Raw genomic sequence first — 18,239 nt, 5'->3', positions numbered from 1 at the left:
GAGGTTTTCTCATGGGCTTCAATGAAGCCGTCAAGAGCGTGCTGTCGCAGTACGCGAATTTCGAGGGGCGTGCGCGCCGCAGCGAATACTGGTACTGGACCCTGGCCAACATGCTGGCGGTCTTCAGCGTGTTCCTGTTGAACATCCTGTTGTCGCTCATTCACGAATCGCTCGCCATCATCGGCGGGCTGCTCTTGCTGATCCTGATCCTGGGCGGGTTCATCCCCAGCCTGGCCGTGGCCGTCCGCCGCCTGCACGACACCGGAAAGAGCGGCTGGTTCCTGCTGCTCGGGGTGATCCCGTTCGGCGGAATCGTGCTGCTGGTCTTCGAATGCATGGAGGGAAACCCGGGACCCAACCAGTACGGACCCGATCCGAAGGGCGGCTTCCAGGGTGGACCCGGCTACCCGATGCAGCCGAACCAGTACCAGCCGTACCCGCCGCAGCAGCAGTACGCGCCCCAGCAGCAGTACGCGCAGCAGCAGGCATTCGCTCCGCAGCAGCAGCAGCCCTACCCGCCGCAGCAGCAGTACCCGCCGCAGCAGCCCTACCCGGGGCAGCAGTATCCGCCGCAGTACTGAGAGCAGCCACACGATTCGCCGCCGCGCGGCGTTGCGTTCAGCTATTCATTAGCAACCAGACCAGACTGAGCCGATCCGCTCATTCCAGGAGGTTCACATGAATTTCGGTGACGCTGTCCGGAGCGTGCTCACGCAGTACGCCACCTTCAGCGGCCGGGCGCGGCGCAGCGAATACTGGTGGTTCGTGCTCTTCTCGTTCCTGGTCGGACTGGTGGCGAGCATGCTCGACGCCGTACTCGGCACCCGATGGGGCGATGACGGCGCACGCGGCGGGCTGTTCCAGGCGATCGTGTGGATCGCGCTGCTGCTGCCGACCCTGGCGGTCGGGGCGCGACGTCTGCACGACATCGACCGGACTGCCTGGTGGTTGCTGCTGCACCTGATCCCCTGCGTCGGATCGATCGTGCTGTTCGTCTTCGCGGTGCTCGACGGCACGCCCGGACCCAACCAGTACGGCCCGGATCCCAAGGGCCGTACCGGCGGGCCGGGCTACACCGGCGGGCCCTCGGGAGCCCAGATGTACCCGGGCGATCCCGGCTACCCGCAGACCTACCCCGGACAACCCGGCGGGCAGGCATATCCCGGTCGGCCCGGATATCCGGAAGAACCCGGTAACCCCACAAATCCCTGACGCCGGAACGAATTTCGACGACTGCACCCCGAAGGCATGCGTATGCCTTTGGGGTGCATCACATTTCGCGGGAGTATGGGCGGCCGGTACGGTTATCCGGTGAGTGAAGGCGTAATCGGCGGCATCCATGATGACGCGACCTATGCGGTATTGGATGCCGCGTGGGATTCCTGGGGGCGGCGCGATATCGACGTCATCGCCCATCTGATCAATCCGGCGTTTCTGGGCGGGCCGCGCTGGCCCGCACTGCGGCAGGCGCACACCATCGCACGGCGGGAGAACGCACTGCTGGTCGCCAGCAGCGGGCTGGCCGATCCGACCGCGTGGGACGACGCGGCGCCGACCAACGGCTACGAGCTCGAGGTGTACGGGATCACGCCGGACCTGCCGCTGGACAGCGATGCCATGAGCATCGCGCACTCCTGGTTCGGACAGACCGTCATGACAGTGTCGAACCTGGTGGCGCAGTACGGGTTCGAAGTGCCGGACATGGTGGACCGGCACGGCGTCATCACCATCGAACTGGCCGAAGCCGACCTGCCCGCCGAGGCCGCGGACACCTACCTCGAGGACGGAGCCGCGGTGGTCATGCTCGGGCTGACCGCCGCCGAGCTGCCCGCGTCGGTGCAGGGGCCACTGTCGCCCATTCGATTGCTGAACGTGAAACTGCTGACCGCCGCGGAAGGCCGCTTCTGCGTGGACAATTCGATGGGCGACGACAACGCCCGGCGCGAACTGGCGCGGCGGTTCACCGAACAGGGGCATCCGCTGTGGTCGAGCCTCACCCGGCCGTCAGTGGTGTAGGCGCCTCCTCCTTCCGCGCCGGCAACCACGCCGGGAACAGGGCCGCCGTCAGCAAGAACGGCACACCCAGCAGGGCCACCATCACCGGGATCGAAATCCACAGGGACGCAAGGGCGACGAACCCGAACACGGCGAACGCGATCACCTCGGTGAGCAGACCGGACACCGAGGTGACGGTGGCGCGGGCCGGTCCCTCGATGGCGTCCTGCAGGCGGGCACCGGCAATCGTCTCCGCGTTGTAGTCGATGCCGTAGGCGATACCGATCGCGGTGAAGCCGACCGCCGTCAGCACGTACACCGCGTGCGGGTGCTGGGCCGCCAGACCCGACAGCAGCGCACCGCCGATGAAGAGGAACCCACCCACCGCCAGCGCGAGAGCCATTGTGCGCGGGCGCATTCCATCGGTGCGGTCGGCCAGCAGAGCCCCGGCCGCCGCACCCGCCACCGTGACGCCGACCAGAATCGCCGCCACCCACGGCGAGACACCGGCGTCCCCGGCCAGCAGCGCGAAATACTCGTCGTAGGCGGTGATGCCGTTCAACAGGGCGGCCAGGATCAACCCGCGTCGAATGAGCCGCACCCGCAAGGCTTCCCGAAGACCCGACCGCAGCATGTGCACATATCGCCACCCCGTCATCCCTGCATGCTTCTGGCCGGGATCCACACAATCAGCGCTTGACCCGTCGCTGTGGATTCCGGCCAAAAGCGCGCCGGAATGACGAGGGGGCAGCTCCTCGAGGTCAGCATCGTCGAGGTCGTCGACATCCGCGGCGGAGACGGCCTTCGGTGCGCTCGGCAAGGTGAGCGCCGTCAGCGTGTGCACCAGCGCGACGACCACACTGGCCCAGCCGACGAGGGCGTAACCACCCCAGGCGAACAGCGGCGCGGCGGCGAGAATACCCAGGAGAGCGGCGATTTCGGCGGCGGCTCGCGCGCGGCCCATGATGCGGACGTAGGAGCCGGTCGCCCGGTGCGCGGCCAGCTCGTCGTAGATCAGCGCCTCGAAGGTGCCCGAGCGCAAGGCTCCGGAGGTACCCCAGAGCACGAATCCGAGAGCGAAGCCCGCGTACGACGGAAACACTGTCCACGCGGTGAAACCCGCGAACAACAGCACACCTGACAACACGAGCAAGCCCCGCCGCGAGACCGTGTCGGCCCATGCCCCAGACGGGACTTCCAGCACGAAGGAGGTCGTCGACCAGATGGCCAGGAGCGAGGAGATCTGCGCGATGCTCAGGCCGTGGTCGGCGAACAGCAGTGCGTACAGCGCGTACAGGGGAATCAGATCCGCCGTCAGCGCGAACAGGACCGCCCGGAAACCCAGTCCGCGAACCGGATCGGAGGCGACTCCGCGATTACCGCCGCGGAGGGTGCTGACGAATCAATAGGCGTAGACGAGAAGACGCATGGCGTCAGTCTTGTGCGCCGCCGAGACCACCGTCAAGCGGATTATCCATCGGGATCCAGCCATTGGTGGACGGCTCTCGATCCAGGCCCGCCCCTACCAGTCCGTGATGCTCGTTCAGGTCGTTGATGAGCTCGGACACCGGATGCGAATCGCTGTAGTGGTAGCCCTGCGCGAGCGCGAAACCGAGCTCGGTCAGCACGGCCGCCTGGTATTCGGTTTCCACGCCCTCCGCGATGACCTGCAGGTCCAGCGACTTGCTCAGCGCCGCAATGACTCCCAGCAGTGGCGGCGCGGGCGAATCGGAGCGGATGGCGGCCACGAAGGACTGGTCGACCTTCAGGATGTCGCTGGGGATGGTGGCCAGGCGGCTCAGCGACGAATAGCCGGTGCCGAAATCGTCGATGGCGATCCGCACGCCGCGCTCACGCAGCTTGTGCAGGTTGGCGATGGCGGTTTCGGATTCGGCGGCCAGTTCGCTCTCGGTGACCTCCAGGACCAGCTGATCGCTGGGCCAGCCGGTGTCGGCGAGAATGCCGGAAACCCGGTCGGCGTAGTCGGTTTCGGCCAGTTCCAGGCCGCTGACATTCACGTTCAAGGTCAGGTCGAGTTGCGCGAACGTCTCCTGGAGCCGGGCGGCGTCGGCGCAGGCGCGGCGCAGCACGAGCTCGTCCAGATCGGAGATGAGGTCGTATTCCTCGGCGACGCGAATGAGCCCCTCGGTGGTGACATCCGGTTGCGCGTGGGAAGACCAGCGCAGCAGGGCTTCCACGCCGACCGCACGGGTGTCGCCGTCGGAGAGGCTGACGATGGGCTGGTACTGCACGTCGAGGGTGCCGCGGTCGATGGCCTCGCGCAGCTCCACCGCGAGGGGCAGCTGCCGCGAGGATTCCAGCACCGTGCGATTGCGGCCCGCCTGCTTGGCCCGGTACAGACCCACATCGGCGCGCGAGACCAGCAGCGAACCGGATTCGCCCGGCTGCCAGGAGGTCACACCCGCCGAGCAGCCGGTCGTGACCGCGGCCCGCAGCTGTTCGGTGAGCAGGATGGCGGCCTGCTCGGTGGTGTTGGGCAGCAGCAGCGCGAACGCGTCGCCGCCGTAGCGGGCCAGCCGCTGATCGGGGGCGAGCAGCTTCGCCCAGGTGTCGGCCACCCGCTGCAGCACGGCGTCGCCGGCGCGATGGCCGAGGTGATCGTTGATCTTCTGGAAGCGGTCGAGGTCGACCAGCACCAGCGCGAGCCCCTGGCCGGTGCGGGTGGCGTGCCCGATGGCATTGTTCAGCGCCCGGTCGAAGCCCCGGCGATTGAGCAGACCTGTCAGCACGTCGATATCGGCGTCGGACGCCATGCGCGTCAGAATGCCGACCACGATGCCGATGCCGAAGGTGATGCCCGCCGGGATCAGACCCGACCACCACGGCAGCCCGCGCGAGGGCACCACCCACAGGCAGCAGGCGATGGCGAACGCGAGATGGATGCCCAGCCAGCGCCACGCGAAGAAGATGGCGGCATCACAGGCGACGAACACATAGAACGCCGCGAGACTGATGGCGCCCACCGTATTCGGGAACCAGTGCACGGCGACGGTCACCAGCACGGTCGCGATGCCGACGTACACGTGGTGTACGCCGTGCGGCATTCGCGGACCCCAGATGAGCAGACTGAGACCCAACAGCAGCGCCACGAACGCCGCCGTACCCACCAGCGGTCGATTGCCCTCATCACCCGGCGCCACAGCGGTCAGGATCAGTCCCAGCACACCACCCATGACGTAGAACGCCCCGGTGGTCCGAGCCATGACCATTGCCGTTGCCAGCGCCGATGCCGCCCGCACCCGGGTTCGGGTATCGCCGCGAGACCCGATTCCTCGCACGGTGCCCAGCCTAGACATAACAATCGCCAGCGGTAGACACAACCGGAGGAAATGGGTGCGCCGAGCGCGAATCACTGGTTACCGCACGGGTTCCGGGGGTCAGCGCGGTTCCAGGACTTCGGTTCCGACGAAGGGGACGAGCGCGGCAGGCACTCGTACCGAACCGTCGGCTTGCTGATGGTTTTCCAAGATCGCCACAATCCACCGCGTGGTGGCAAGAGTGCCGTTCAGGGTCGCGGCGGTCTGCGGCTTGTTGTTCTCGTCGCGGTAGCGGACGTTCAGGCGGCGGCCCTGGAACGTGGTGCAGTTCGATGTCGAAGTGAGTTCGCGGTAGGTCTGCTGAGTCGGCACCCACGCCTCACAGTCGAACTTGCGCGCCGCCGACGAACCGAGATCACCCGCGGCCACATCGATCACGCGATACGGCACCTCGACCGCCGCCAGCATCTCGCGCTCCCACGCCAGCAGTCGCTGATGCTCGGCATCCGCGTCCTCCGGCTTGGCGTAGACGAACATCTCGACCTTGTCGAACTGGTGCACGCGAATGATGCCGCGCGTGTCCTTGCCGTAGCTGCCGGCCTCGCGACGGAAGCACGACGACCAGCCGGCATAGCGCTTCGGGCCCTCGTTCAGATCCAGGATCTCGTTCGAGTGGTAGCCGGCCAGGGGCACCTCCGAGGTGCCGACCAGATACAGGTCGTCCTCCTCCAGGTGGTAGACCTCGGCGGCATGCTGGCCCAGGAAGCCGGTGCCCGCCATGATCTCCGGGCGCACCAGCACCGGCGGGATCATCATGGTGAAACCGTTCTTCACCGCCCGCTGCGCGGCCAGCTGCAGCATGCCCATCTGCAACAGCGCGCCGTAACCGGTGAGGAAGTAGAAGCGCGAACCCGAGACCTTCGCGCCGCGCTCCATGTCGATGATGCCCAGCGACTCACCGAGTTCCAGGTGGTCCCTCGGCTTGAAATCGAATTCGCGCGGGGTGCCGACGGTTTCGAGCACGATGTAGTCGTCCTCGCCGCCCGCGGGCGCGCCCTCCTGCACCACATTCGAGATGGCACGCTGCGCGGCATCGAGATCGGCGTCGGCGGCGTTCTCGGCCGCTTCGGCCTCCTTCACCTTCGCCGACAGCTCCTGCCCCTGCGCCAGCAGCGCGGGCCGCTCGTCCGGGGACGCCTTGCCGACCTTCTTGCCCAGCGCCTTCTGTTCGGCGCGCAGATTGTCCGCGTTCAGCACCGCCGCGCGACGTGCCGCATCCGCCTCGAGCAGGACGTCCACCAGGGCCGGATCCTCGCCGCGAGCCCGCTGCGAGGCGCGCACGACGTCCGGATTCTCCCGCAGGAATCGAAGGTCGATCATGCGGTCCAGCCTAATGGGCGGCTTCCAGCGGATTTTCCGTGCCCTGATCCGTTCATTCCCCGCCGCACACCGGTCGGTCCACCCATAGTGGAGGCGTGAGCGCGGCGGGCGGCACAGCGGCGTCCGCCGATGTGCGGTAGCCCCGAGGAGTCCTCATGCCCCAATTCACCCCGGACACAGTCGATTACATCGTCGTCGGCGCAGGCTCGGCAGGGGCGGTGGTCGCCGCCCGGCTCAGCGACCGGCACGGCACCAGCGTCGCCGTGCTGGAGGCCGGTGGCGAGGACAAGGACAAATTCGTCCACATTCCGGCCGGATTCTCGAAACTGTTCCAAGGCCCGTTCGACTGGAACTACCGCACCGAACCACAGCCGGAACTGGCGAACCGGCAGGTCTACTGGCCGCGCGGGAAGATGCTCGGCGGATCCTCCTCCATGAACGCCATGATGTGGGTGCGCGGATTCGCCGCCGACTACGACGAATGGGCCACCCACGCCGGGCCCGGATGGTCATGGCAGCGGGTACAGCCGTACTTCGAGCGGATGGAGATGTCCGACGCGGTCACCACCACCATCGGCCAGGGCGGGCCGCTGCACATCGCGGCGCAACGCAGTCCACGGCCGGTGACACGGGACTACCTGCAGGCGGCATCGCAAGCCGGATACCCGGTGGAACGCGCCAATCTCGATCAGCCGCAAGGGTTCACCGAGACACTCGTGACCCAGAAACGCGGCGCACGCTGGAGCACCGCGGACGCCTACCTGCGCCCGGCGCTGCAGCGGCACCGCGACCTGACCGTGCTCACCGGCGCGCACGTCACCCGCGTGCTGTTCGAGGGCAAGCGCGCGGTCGGCGTCGAATACCGGCAGGACGGCGAGGTCCGGCGACTACACGCGCGCGGCGAAGTGATCCTGTCCGGCGGCGCGATCAACACCCCGCAGCTGCTCCTGCTCTCCGGCATCGGCGACGCCGACCACCTGCGGGATCTGGGAGTCGAAGTGCGGCACCATCTTCCGGAGGTCGGCCGGAACCTGCGCGATCATCTCGCCGCGCCCATCGTCTACCGCACCACCGCGGGCAGCCTGTACGGCGCGGACAAGAGCATCCGCGAACTCGCCGCCTACCTGATCCGGCGGCGCGGGCAGCTCACCTCCAACGTGGGCGAGGCGTACGGATTCGTCCGCAGCCGAGACGAACTCCCGCTGCCCGACCTCGAACTCATCTTCGGCCCCGCCCCCTACATCGCGGAGGGCCTCGGCGACCCGGACGGGCACGCGCTCACCTTCGCCGCGATCCTGCTCAAGCCGTACTCGGTCGGCCGCATCAGCCTGACCAGCGCCGACCCGTTCACCGCGCCGCGCATCAACCCGCGCTACTGCGCCGAACCCGAAGACCGCACCGCCCTGCTCGCGGGCCTGCGCATGTGCGTGAACATCGCCGCCCAACCCGCGCTCAAGGAACACATCGGCGAACTCATGCAACCCGCCGTCCCCACCGGCACACCCCTCGAAGAAGTGCTGCGCCGCTGCCTCGACGACCACTCGCACACCCTCTACCACCCGGTCGGCACCTGCCGCATGAGCGCCGACGACACCGGCGTCGTCGACCCCGAACTGCGCGTCCGCGGCGTCGACGGCCTGCGCGTCGCCGACACCTCCGTCATGCCGATCATCACCCGCGGCCACACCCACGCCCCCGCGGTTCTGATCGGAGAGAAAGCCGCCGATCTGCTGACTTCCTGAGACAGCCGCCATCCAAAAGGGTCCAGGACGTGGCGGGGGCGAGACAGCGCTGACATGATGGGCAGCGATGTCCACGCAGCTGCCTCCCTCCGACCAGCGTCCCGGCATGCCTTCCGCGCCTCGGCAGAAACCCGAGCGCTCGGGTCCCTTCGGCAAGCTGCGCGACAAAATCGAACACGGCGACCCGGTTTCCGCGCAGATGGTGCGCTGGGGACTGCTGGCCTTCGCCGTGGGCACCACCATCGCCGCGGTGATCATGCTGGTCACCGGCGGCTTCGACACCGGCAAGGTGACCGCCCACAATCCCGGCGCCCCGCAGCCCACCGGAGCGGTGGCGGGTGAGGCGTTCGGCACCGCCAAACAGGGCGACTGCCTCAACTGGAGCAAGGCCAACGCCAGCGACCTCACCAAGGTCGACTGCTCCGGCAAGCACCTGTTCGAGGTCACCGAGGACATCGACCTCAGCAAATACCCGGGCCGCGAATTCGCTTCCGGCTCACGCTTTCCCGACTCGCTGCGCTTCTCCGAACTGCGCGACGAACACTGCGTCAGCGCCGCCCAGTCCTACCTCGGCGGCAAGTTCGATCCGCGCGGCAAGTTCGTGGTCGGCCTGATCAACCCGGGCGAAGCCGGCTGGAAGGCGGGTGAGCGCACGCTGCGCTGCGGCCTGCAGGTCACCGGCAGCGGCGGCACCGCCACCCAGCAGGTCTCCGGCAGCGTGCGCGAGGTCAACCAGTCCAAGGTCTTCGACACCGGCATGTGCATCGGCATCAGCCGCAACCTGCCCACCGACCCGGTCGACTGCGCCCAGCCGCACGCCTTCGAGATCGTGTCCACCGCCGACCTCGGCACCCACTTCACCGGCGGCCCGCCGTCCAAGGACGAGCAGGACAAGTGGATGGAGGAGCAGTGCGCGCAAGCCTCCACCGACTACCTCGGCTCCGGGGACGCGCTGCGCAACAAGACGCTCACCCTCTTCTGGGACTACCTCGACACGCGTAGCTGGCTGGCCGGCAGCCGCAGCCTCAACTGCATGATCGGCAAGGGCGCGCAGGAGGGCTTCGCACCCATCAGCGGGTCCGCGCGCGGCGAGATCCTCATCGACGGACAGGCCCCCGTGCCGCCGCCCAACAACGGCCGCTCCACCCCGCAGCCGCTGCCGGGCGCGGTGCCGCCGGTCATTCCGACTCCGCGCTGACCGGACCGCAGGAGAGACAGCCGTGCCGGTGACCATGACCGACGACCGCTTCGAAGAGCTGGTCGGCGACGCGCTCGACCTGATTCCGCCGGAACTGAGCGACGCCATCGACAACGTGGTGGTTCTCATAGAGGCACGCAATGACGAGGAGCCCGAACTGCTCGGGCTCTACCACGGCATCGCGCTCACCGAACGGGACTTCAGCCACTACGGGGGCGCATTACCGGACACCATCACCATCTACCGCGACGCCATCCTCGACATGTGTCACACCGAGGAAGAAGTGGTCGAAGAGGTGGCAATCACGGTGATTCACGAGATCGCGCACTATTTCGGGATTGACGACGACCGCCTTCATCAGCTGGGATGGGGCTGATCAAGATTGCGACGATGCCGGGGGAACCGATCGCGTTGCTCCCGCGTCCAATCTTCATATCGGGGGAAGAACTCTGTGGAAGGGAGTCCGATCATGGTTGGCCTTGTTTCGGTACAGCCTGAGCTCATTCTGGCGGCCGCGCTGGAGCTGGATCTGCTGGCCGAGCGGCTGGCGGCGGTGGCCACGGCCGCCGGACCGACGACCCACGTCCTGCCGTCCGGCACCGAAGAGGTGTCGCTGCTGGCCGCCACCCACTTCAACCAGGCCGCCGCCACCCACGACAGCGCCGTCGCCCAGGGCATTCTCGAACTGCACCACGCCGCCGCGACGCTACGGACTCAGCTCGCGCAGTACATGGCACAGGACACGGTCCGGGCGGCGGGCATCGCCGCCACCACGGCCACCATCCAGGCGTAAGAGGGGGAAGCACGCATGACGCTCGGAATCACCGGGGTTTTCTGGCTGCCACGCATGGCCGAGATCAACTCGATCTCGCTGAACGCGGGCGCGCACGCCATTCCGATCTCGGCCGCCTCCACCTCGTGGACCACGCTCACCGGCGCCTGGGTCGACGCCACCGCCACCGTGGCGCGGGTCATGGCCGAGGTCGGCGTCGGACTCGAGGGGCTCAACGGGCTCAATGTGCTCGCGCGGCTCACCGGCTTCACCGTGTGGGCCGAACAGCAGGTCGTGATGGCCACCGCGCTGGCCGCCAAGACCGCCGCCAATGCCACCGCCTACACCGTGGCGTCCATCGCCATGCCGAGCCTGCCGGAGATCGCGGCCGTCGAAACCGCCCGCGTGGCAGCACATTCCACCGGTGGCGCGCTCAACGGCACCGCCGAACTGGCCGAGGCCGCCAAGCTGGCCATGGACATTCGCGCCGCACTGGTCATGGAGACCTACGAGGCCGCCACCACCGCCATCGTCGCCACGCCCGGCACCTTCCTCATGCCGCCGCCCATCGCGTCCGGCGCGGGCTCGGCCAATGCCGCGTCGTCCACCTTCAGCGACAGCTCCGACCCGGTCACCTCGGCCATCGCCACGGTCACCTCGCTGGCCTCCAATCCGACTGTGCTGAGCGGTATTTCGCAGGTCGCACAGGTGGCGGGCAGCGTGGTCACCACGGGCGCGTCCACCGTCACCAGCGCGGCGGGCAATGCCATCAGCTCGCTCACCAGCGCGGCCGGCACCGGCGGCGGATACTCGCCGGGCATCAGCAATGCGGGCGTCACCACCGCCGGGGTCGGCGCGGCCGCGCTGGCCACCACGGCCGTGGCCTACGCGGGCGGCAGCACCGTCAGCATCGGAAACGGCGGCGGCACACTGCAATTGCCGCAGGGCTGGGGTGCCGGCGCCGGTGCGGGCGGCGCGGCCGTCGCGACGGTGGCCGAGCCGATGACGGTGGCGCAGAGCGCATCCGGCAGCGGCGCCGCGCCCGTGCGCTCGGGCACCAGCCCGGTGCTGGGCGGCGGCAACCACGGTGACGACGAGGAAGAAACCCACGACGGCAACGACTTCGGGCGTTCCACCGATCACTTCGCGCACGGCGGGCTCATCGCGCCCGCGGTCATCGGCGGCGATCCGGCGGACCGCCGGTGACGGTCCTCGGTGGTGGCCGGGGGCCGTCCCTGCTGAAGTCGGTGACTTTGTCGCTCGACGAAATGCAGTATCTCCAAGAGGCTTTGGAGATCGACGAGCTGCCCGTGGTGCTCGACGCCATGGGCCGCTACGACAATGTCACCGACCACGGCGTCGCCATGGCGGCCGCCGCGGCCACCCTGACCGAACGCAACCTGCTCGACGGTGAACAAGTGCACCCGGAGCTGGCCGATCGGCTGCGGGTGCTCTACCGCCCGCACTGGGTGCTGGCCCTGCGCTGGTACGTGGACGGCCACGTCAACCGCTTCTGCATCGCCAAGGGCGACGACGTCGAAGTGGTCGCCCTGCGCGGCCCCGACTCCTACGTCCTCGACGAGGCCGGCCACGACCTGGCCGGCACGGTCATCGCGGCCCTGGGCCCCGCCGACCCCCTCGAGCTGGAAGGCATGCGCGCGCCCACCGAGGACCTCGTCCCCATCTTCGACGACGCCGGCGACGCCACCACCACGGCGAACCGCCTGGCAGCCGTCTGCAACCCGGCCGCCGACGCGAAAACCCTCGCCTCGGCCCTGGTCCAAGTGGACTCGCACGCCGAGATAGTCGGTGTGCTGTACGGCGACGGCAGCCGCGACGTGGCCGACGGCCACATCGCCGTCTACAACACCCGCCACGGCCGCTTCCTCGCCACCTCCAGTCGCGCCGACGACGGCACCAAGTGGACGAGCTTCGCCACCGGCACCCCGGCTCGCCTCCGCACGGCGCTCCAGGACCTGATCACGGCCCTCCCCCTGCGCGAGGAATTCCCCACCCCTCAGCAGCCCGAGTAACGCACCTCCGCAAGGAGTTTCGCTGGACGCAGCCCTAGGGGGCTCCGGGGCACAGCCCCGCGAGCGGGGTTACCCCATGGGGTCGTCGCCGGTGGGCTCTATCGCGTCGGCGAAGGGGGCCGGGTAACGGCCCCAGCGGGTGCATTCCCAGAGACCGTCCTCGAACGGGAGGAGTTCGATGGTCTCGGTGTTGTCGAGATGGTTGTTGGCGGCGAAAAGTCTTGGTACGCCGGTGAGTTCGCGGGAGACCAGGCGCATGGCGGCGCCGTGGCTGACCAGGATGATGTCGCCGGCGTCGCGATCGGAGAGGTAGTCGTCGCGCAGGCGTTCCAGGGCGGGAATGTAGCGATCCAGCACGTCCTGACCACTTTCGCCGCCGGGCACGCGAACACTCAGATCGCCGAAATGCCAGGCGCGGTAGATCTGCTGGAAGGCGTCGTGCGCCTCCTTGCTGTTGCGGCCCTCCAGGTCGCCGAGCTGCACCTCCTGCAGATCGTCCAGCACTTCGAGCGGCACGCCCGTGGCGGCCTCGATGTATCCGCCGGTCTGGCGCGCCCGCAGCGCGGCCGAGGAGAACAGTTTGCGCGGCGGCACACTCAAGCCCGCACCGAAGGTCTTCGCCTGTCCCGCACCGCGTTCGGTGAGCGGCAACCCCGGTAGCCGGGTGTCGAGAATCTTGCCGACATTCCCTTCGGTTTCCCCGTGCCGAACCAGGATCAGCTTGCCGGTCACAGGTCCGCCACCCCCTTCCTCAGATCGATCAGCCAGGCCGCCGCCGGTTCGTCCGACGGCGGCGGGGCGCCATTGGCCGAACTCGCCGGCCAGGACCCCAGGTACCGGATCATCGGCACCGTGCGATGCAGCGCCTTGAGCGCCTCCGCCACCGCCGCATCGTCGATATGCCCCACACAGTCCAGATAGAAGCGGTACGTGCCCATTCCGGTGCGGGTGGGCCGCGACTCGATACGAGTGAGATCGATTCCGCGCGTAGCGAATTCGGCGAACGCCCGCATGAGCGAGCCGGGCTCGTTGGCCAGCTCCATCACCAGCGAGGTGCGATCCGCTCCGGTGCGCGGCGGCGCCGGCTGCGGCGGACCCACCAGTACGAACCGGGTCACCGCCTGCTCGTGATCGGCCACCCCGGACGCCAGCGTCGCCAACCCGAGCCGCTCCCCGGCCAAGGCGGTCGACACCGCCGCGTCCGCGTGCCCGGCCGCGACATCCTCGGCGGCAGCGGCATTCGACCCGGACGTGTACAGCTCCGCCTGCGGCATCCGATGCGCCAGCCAGATCCGCACCTGCGCGGCCGCCACCGGATACGCCGCGATCCTGCGCACCTCGTCCAGCGTCACACCCGGTCGCCCGACGATCGTGAAGGCGACATCGAGTTCGGTCTCGGCGATGATCTGCAACCGCGGCCCGACCGCCAGCGCATCCAAAGTCGGCGCGATCGACCCTTCCACCGAGCTCTCGATGGGAACGACCGCACCCTCGACCTCCCCGGCCCGGACCAACTCGATCGTGGCCCCCTGACTGGCTGCGGGCACACGCTCGACCGGCCCCCCGAAGATTCCGGTGGACTCCAGCTTGGCGAGGGCCATCTCGGTGAAGGTTCCCGACGGCCCGAAGTAGGCGATACGCGGCACGGCTACGAGATTACTTGCGTGGGAGGACTACCCCTCCCCTTTGGCCGAGTCCCACCCGCCAGCGGCCAGAATCCCGCCGGCGTGAAACCGGCTCAGCCGCGCAGCACCCGCAAGGCGTCGTTCACGGCCCCGGGCTCCGAGGTCTCGACGGCCAGCAGCACTCCGCGCAGGGCCTCCACGGCCTCCGGCTTCAACCCGCGCAGGAACGCCACGTCCGGGTTCGCCAGCGCGGCCGGGATGTCATCGCCCATGAGCGCGGCCGTCGTCGCCGCGACAATGGCCACCGCCCGCTCCCCGGAATCCGTCCGCGCCACGAACCCGCTGTCCCCGTGCGCAATTCGCACCAGGAACTTGGCCACCTCGATATCCGGCACTGCCAGATCGAGCACCTCCGCCTCCAAAGCTCCGGAAATCGGCCGCACCAGATCGTCGGTGAGGCCGCGCGCCGGGCGCGGAGGAAGCGACAGCGTCAACGGCACCGGGTCGGCGGAAGGGGATGAATCGTGCGGCACACATCGACGGTAGCCACGCGATTCGGCACCGCTCGCCCCGGGTCGAGTCCAGGCGCACCATAGCCACCATGGACCGGCCGACCGCCCCCATCCGATCACGCCAGCCCGTGTCCCACACGACCATCCCACCGGATGGCAACCGGCCCCGACGTACTGCGACCAGTACGCGGCTGCCGAGTCCCGGTGAGGCGTGATCGCGCACAGTCGCACCCGCGCCGTAACGGGGGCCGGGGGCAGCGCCCCCGATACCCGGGGTCCGGGGGCGGAGCCCCTGGGAGAAACAGAGCCCGGGGGCAGCGCCCCCGATTCCGGGGGTCCGGGGGCGGAGCCCCTGGGAAAAGCACCGCCCCTGGGGGAAACAGAGCTTGCGCGAGCGACGTGCGTCACTTAGCTTAGGATTACCTAATTCCCGTCGGAGGTATGTATGCCCAACCTGGCCCCGGTCGCCGCGCCCACTACCGCCGAACGCGTGCACAGCTCCTGCTCGCTGGCCGAACAGGCGATGCTGGCGCTCCCCGGCCTCGATCCCATACCGACCTCCGTGCACCGGCTGCGGCAGTGCGGTGACGCCGTCATCGCGGTGCCCATGACCTCGACCGCGGCCATGCTCGTCAGCGGAGCCGGAAGCACGGGATCACCGGGAGTGCTGGAACTGACCGATCACGCGCCGGTGACCGTGCGCGAACCCGTGCGGGCACTGGTGTGGCTGCGCGGCTGGGTGCACACCGTGCCCACACACGCCCAGCGGGCACTGGCCGCCGCGGTGGCCGAGGATCACCCGAATCCGGCGCTGCTCGACATCGGGCACACCACCACGCTGCTGCGGCTGGTCATCGACTCCGCGGTGGTGGCCGACAGCACCGGCGCGGATTCGGTTGGGCGCGAACAGATCCGGCAGGCGCACGCGGACCCGTTCTGCGAGATGGAAGCCGCCTGGCTGCAGCACCTGCAGGCCGACCACGGCGACATCATCGACCGGCTGGCCCGCAACCTGCCCGGACACCTGCGGCGCGGGGCGCTCGTCCACCCGCTCGCCCTCGACCGCTACGGCATCACCCTGCGCGTGGAGGGCGCCGACCGCGACCACGACGTCCGGCTCTCGTTCTCCGCCCCCGCCGACGACGTCGAAGCCCTCAGCCGCGCGGTCCGCATCCTGGCCGGCTGCCCGTTCCGCAACGGACTGCGGCACAGCTGAGCACATAGATTGGCTGCCATGGTTTCGGCAGCTGAATCCCGGGCCGGGTGGCCCGCGCCCGCCTCATCCGACGGGGAGAAGCGGGCGATCCGGATCGAGATCGCGGTGGTGCTGGTCGTCACGTTCGGGTTGAGCGGGGCGAATGCGGCGCTGTCGCTGCTGGAGAGTGCGCTGTCGCCGGGCGGGGTGGGCGGGCAGACGGTCGCGTTGAATCCGTCGCGGGCGGCGCAATCGGCCATCGATCTGATGTTCCAGCTGCTGGGTGTGGCGCGACTGCTCGGATGGGCGGCGCTGGGGCTGTATCTGTTGTGGCGCAGCGGGATCGGACCGAAGGCGATCGGGCTGGCGCGGCGGCTGCGGTGGCGGGCGGATGTGCTGCCGGGGTCGGCGCTGGCGGCGGTCATCGGGATTCCGGGGCTGGGGTTGTATCTGGCGGCGCACACGCTGGGGGCGAGCGTCACCATCGTGCCGGGGTCGCTCGAACACTGGTGGCGGCTGCCCGTGCTGGTGCTGTCCGCGTGGGCGAATTCGGCGGCCGAGGAAGTGCTGGTGGTGGCGTGGCTGATCACCCGCTTGCGACAGCTGGGGTGGTCGGAGAACCGGTCGCTGCTGGCGTCGGCGCTGCTGCGCGGCAGCTATCACCTGTATCAGGGGCTTGGCGCCGGGGTGGGCAACCTGGTGATGGGGGTGATCTTCGGCCGCTACTGGCAGCGAACCAACCGGTTGTGGCCGCTGCTGCTGGCGCACGCGCTCATCGACACGGTGGCGTATCTCGGTTACGCATTCCTGCGCGGACACGTCTCCTGGCTGCCATGATGCAACCGTAATGACATCGAGATGAACCGCGCGAACGGTTCCATCAGTAGAGTTTCTGGTGATGAACGGCGACGACCCCCAGCACTACGCACGGATGCGCCGGGAGCCGCCGCCTGGTCGCGCAGGCGAGCCCCCGGCCCGTCCGCAGCGCCCCGCAGCGAACCAGCCGCAACCTCCGCGCGCACAGCCCGCGCGACCGATGCGCCCGAATCCGGCGGCACCGCCCGCCGGTCAAGGCGGTCGGCCACAGCGCCCGGACCAGGGCGCACGCGGCCCACAACCCGGGCGCGACCGCCCCGGCTTCGATCCCACCCGCAAGCTCGATCGTGAGGAACCCCGTCGGCCACAGGCATATTCGCAGGTGCCGACGGTGAAGAACCCGCGCAATCAGCCGCCACCCCGGCGCGAACAGGCTCCGCCACAGCGCAATTCGAACAATCCGCCACGCGACCGAGCAGGGCAGCGCGGACCCGCCGATGCGCGCCGCGATCAGGCCGCCGCCCAGGGGAATCCGGCGGCGACGCGGAAGTACTCGGAGCGGGATCGGGAAGGCGCTCCGCTGTTGCACGCGCCGACCCAGCAGCCCGTCCCGTATCGCGAGGACACTCCCCCGCCTCCGCCACCGCCCTCGCGGCCGCCGAGACGTGGTGGGGGCGGCGGGGATCGGCCGCGTGGGTCCAGACGCAAGTTCAGATTGCGGTGGGGGCGGCTGATTCTCATCGTTCTGGTGTTGTTGCTGGCGCTCCCGATCGCGGCGGCCGTCTACGTGGACACGCATCTGGTGCGCATCGACGCACTGACGAGCTACTCCGGACGGCCCGGCGACACGCCCGGGACGAATTGGCTTCTGGTGGGTTCGGACAGTCGTTCCGGGCTGAGCGAGGAGCAGGAACAGGAGCTGTCCACCGGTGGCGAGGTGGGCTCCGAGCGCACCGACACGATCATCCTCGTGCACGTTCCGGAGTCGGGAACGCCGACGCTGGTCAGCCTGCCGCGCGACTCGTACGTGAGCATTCCGGGCAATGGCAGGGACAAGCTCAACGCCTCCTTCGCGATCGGCGGCCCGCAACTGCTGGTGCAGACCGTGGAGGGTGCGACGGGCCTGCGCATCGACCATTACGCGCAGATCGGCTTCGGCGGTTTCGCCGATATCGTCGACGCGGTCGGCGGCATCGACATGTGCCTGGACGAGGCGATCAACGACCCCTTGGCGGGCATCGATCTGCAGGCCGGCTGCCAGAAACTGAACGGCGCCGAGGCGCTCGGTTTCGTGCGCACCCGCGCCACGCCGCGCGCGGATCTGGATCGCATGCTGAATCAGCGCAAGTTCCTGAGCGCGCTGCTGAAGAAGGCGTCCAGTCCGGGCACGCTCATCAATCCGTTCCGGTCCTGGCCGCTGATACAGGGCTTGACGAAGGCGCTGAAGGTCGACGACGGCTGCCACGTGTGGAATCTGGCCTCGCTGGGCCGGGCGCTGGGCGGTGATCCGATTGCCACGACGGTGCCGATCGGCGGGTTCGAGGATGTGGACGGCAGCGGCAATGTGGTGCTGTGGGACAAGGCGAAAGCGAGCAGGTTCTTCGAGGCGCTGGCGAACGACGAACAGGTCCCGTCGGACCTGGTGACGACGGTCGGCAATTAGTGCAAATTAGGCAATACTTGCCTCAATAAG

The 18,239-nt window shown here is 68.8% G+C and carries 18 protein-coding genes; 12 read left to right on the top strand and 6 right to left on the bottom strand.

What is annotated here, in order from left to right:
- Positions 1 to 11 precede the first annotated feature (11 nt).
- From H0264_RS01720 to H0264_RS01710, 3 genes are all read left to right on the top strand, one after another.
- The gene (locus H0264_RS01720; RefSeq protein WP_181582335.1) at positions 12 to 581 is read left to right on the top strand and encodes a DUF805 domain-containing protein; all 570 of its coding nucleotides are present in this window, start codon (positions 12 to 14) and stop codon (positions 579 to 581) included.
- A gap of 97 nt (positions 582 to 678) precedes the next feature.
- Positions 679 to 1,212, top strand: coding sequence for a DUF805 domain-containing protein (locus H0264_RS01715; protein ID WP_220139933.1), 534 nt, complete (start codon positions 679 to 681; stop codon positions 1,210 to 1,212).
- A gap of 99 nt (positions 1,213 to 1,311) precedes the next feature.
- Complete coding sequence (locus H0264_RS01710; RefSeq protein WP_181582334.1) at positions 1,312 to 2,016, top strand: hypothetical protein; 705 nt, start codon at positions 1,312 to 1,314, stop codon at positions 2,014 to 2,016.
- On the opposite strand, the gene H0264_RS01705 is transcribed toward H0264_RS01710, so the two are convergent.
- From H0264_RS01705 to serS, 3 genes are all read right to left on the bottom strand, one after another.
- On the bottom strand, positions 1,994 to 3,298 hold the full coding sequence (locus H0264_RS01705; RefSeq protein WP_420832075.1) for an MFS transporter: 1,305 nt from the start codon (positions 3,296 to 3,298) through the stop codon (positions 1,994 to 1,996). The genes H0264_RS01710 and H0264_RS01705 overlap by 23 nt on opposite strands.
- A gap of 130 nt (positions 3,299 to 3,428) precedes the next feature.
- The gene (locus H0264_RS01700; RefSeq protein WP_231083815.1) at positions 3,429 to 5,294 is read right to left on the bottom strand and encodes a putative bifunctional diguanylate cyclase/phosphodiesterase; all 1,866 of its coding nucleotides are present in this window, start codon (positions 5,292 to 5,294) and stop codon (positions 3,429 to 3,431) included.
- Between the two features lie 99 nt (positions 5,295 to 5,393).
- Positions 5,394 to 6,653, bottom strand: coding sequence for a serine--tRNA ligase (serS, locus tag H0264_RS01695; RefSeq protein WP_181582333.1), 1,260 nt, complete (start codon positions 6,651 to 6,653; stop codon positions 5,394 to 5,396).
- 155 nt (positions 6,654 to 6,808) lie between these two features.
- Here serS and H0264_RS01690 point away from each other — a divergent pair, with 155 nt between their 5' ends.
- From H0264_RS01690 to H0264_RS01665, 6 genes are all read left to right on the top strand, one after another.
- The gene (locus H0264_RS01690; protein ID WP_181582332.1) at positions 6,809 to 8,395 is read left to right on the top strand and encodes a GMC family oxidoreductase; all 1,587 of its coding nucleotides are present in this window, start codon (positions 6,809 to 6,811) and stop codon (positions 8,393 to 8,395) included.
- Positions 8,396 to 8,462: 67 nt separating this feature from the next.
- Positions 8,463 to 9,593, top strand: a complete 1,131-nt coding sequence (locus H0264_RS01685) for a septum formation family protein (RefSeq protein ID WP_338040123.1) — start codon at positions 8,463 to 8,465, stop codon at positions 9,591 to 9,593.
- 22 nt (positions 9,594 to 9,615) lie between these two features.
- Complete coding sequence (locus H0264_RS01680) at positions 9,616 to 9,969, top strand: metallopeptidase family protein (RefSeq protein ID WP_181582330.1); 354 nt, start codon at positions 9,616 to 9,618, stop codon at positions 9,967 to 9,969.
- 93 nt (positions 9,970 to 10,062) lie between these two features.
- A complete protein-coding gene (locus H0264_RS01675; RefSeq protein WP_181582329.1) occupies positions 10,063 to 10,386 on the top strand; it encodes a PE family protein in 324 nt (107 codons plus the stop codon).
- 15 nt (positions 10,387 to 10,401) lie between these two features.
- Positions 10,402 to 11,571 (top strand): PPE domain-containing protein, encoded by a 1,170-nt coding sequence (locus tag H0264_RS01670; RefSeq protein ID WP_181582328.1) that lies wholly within the window; start codon positions 10,402 to 10,404, stop codon positions 11,569 to 11,571.
- A complete protein-coding gene (locus tag H0264_RS01665; RefSeq protein ID WP_181582327.1) occupies positions 11,568 to 12,398 on the top strand; it encodes an ESX secretion-associated protein EspG in 831 nt (276 codons plus the stop codon). The genes H0264_RS01670 and H0264_RS01665 overlap by 4 nt, the downstream gene beginning before the upstream one ends.
- Before the next feature lie 69 nt (positions 12,399 to 12,467).
- On the opposite strand, the gene H0264_RS01660 is transcribed toward H0264_RS01665, so the two are convergent.
- The 3 genes from H0264_RS01660 to H0264_RS01650 form a co-directional block, all read right to left on the bottom strand.
- The gene (locus tag H0264_RS01660) at positions 12,468 to 13,130 is read right to left on the bottom strand and encodes a histidine phosphatase family protein (RefSeq protein WP_181582326.1); all 663 of its coding nucleotides are present in this window, start codon (positions 13,128 to 13,130) and stop codon (positions 12,468 to 12,470) included.
- Complete coding sequence (gene pheA / locus H0264_RS01655; protein ID WP_181582325.1) at positions 13,127 to 14,044, bottom strand: prephenate dehydratase; 918 nt, start codon at positions 14,042 to 14,044, stop codon at positions 13,127 to 13,129. Before pheA ends, H0264_RS01660 begins: the two co-directional genes overlap by 4 nt.
- 92 nt (positions 14,045 to 14,136) lie before the next feature.
- On the bottom strand, positions 14,137 to 14,556 hold the full coding sequence (locus H0264_RS01650) for a hypothetical protein (RefSeq protein WP_181582324.1): 420 nt from the start codon (positions 14,554 to 14,556) through the stop codon (positions 14,137 to 14,139).
- A 424-nt stretch (positions 14,557 to 14,980) separates the two neighbouring features.
- Here H0264_RS01650 and H0264_RS01645 point away from each other — a divergent pair, with 424 nt between their 5' ends.
- The 3 genes from H0264_RS01645 to H0264_RS01635 all read left to right on the top strand — a co-directional run bounded on the left by H0264_RS01645 (position 14,981) and on the right by H0264_RS01635 (position 18,209).
- Complete coding sequence (locus tag H0264_RS01645; RefSeq protein WP_181582323.1) at positions 14,981 to 15,751, top strand: DUF2470 domain-containing protein; 771 nt, start codon at positions 14,981 to 14,983, stop codon at positions 15,749 to 15,751.
- Between the two features lie 18 nt (positions 15,752 to 15,769).
- Entirely contained in the window at positions 15,770 to 16,567 is a 798-nt protein-coding gene (locus H0264_RS01640) for a CPBP family intramembrane glutamic endopeptidase (protein ID WP_181582322.1), read from the top strand.
- Positions 16,568 to 16,937: 370 nt separating this feature from the next.
- Positions 16,938 to 18,209: an LCP family protein gene (locus H0264_RS01635; RefSeq protein WP_420832027.1), complete on the top strand. Its 1,272-nt coding sequence runs from the start codon at positions 16,938 to 16,940 to the stop codon at positions 18,207 to 18,209.
- Positions 18,210 to 18,239: the final 30 nt, after the last annotated feature.

The organism is Nocardia huaxiensis (assembly GCF_013744875.1).
GTDB classification, from domain to species: domain Bacteria; phylum Actinomycetota; class Actinomycetes; order Mycobacteriales; family Mycobacteriaceae; genus Nocardia; species Nocardia huaxiensis.
Note: the sequence above shows the minus strand (reverse complement) of the source record. Positions and strands in the feature narration are given on the sequence as shown.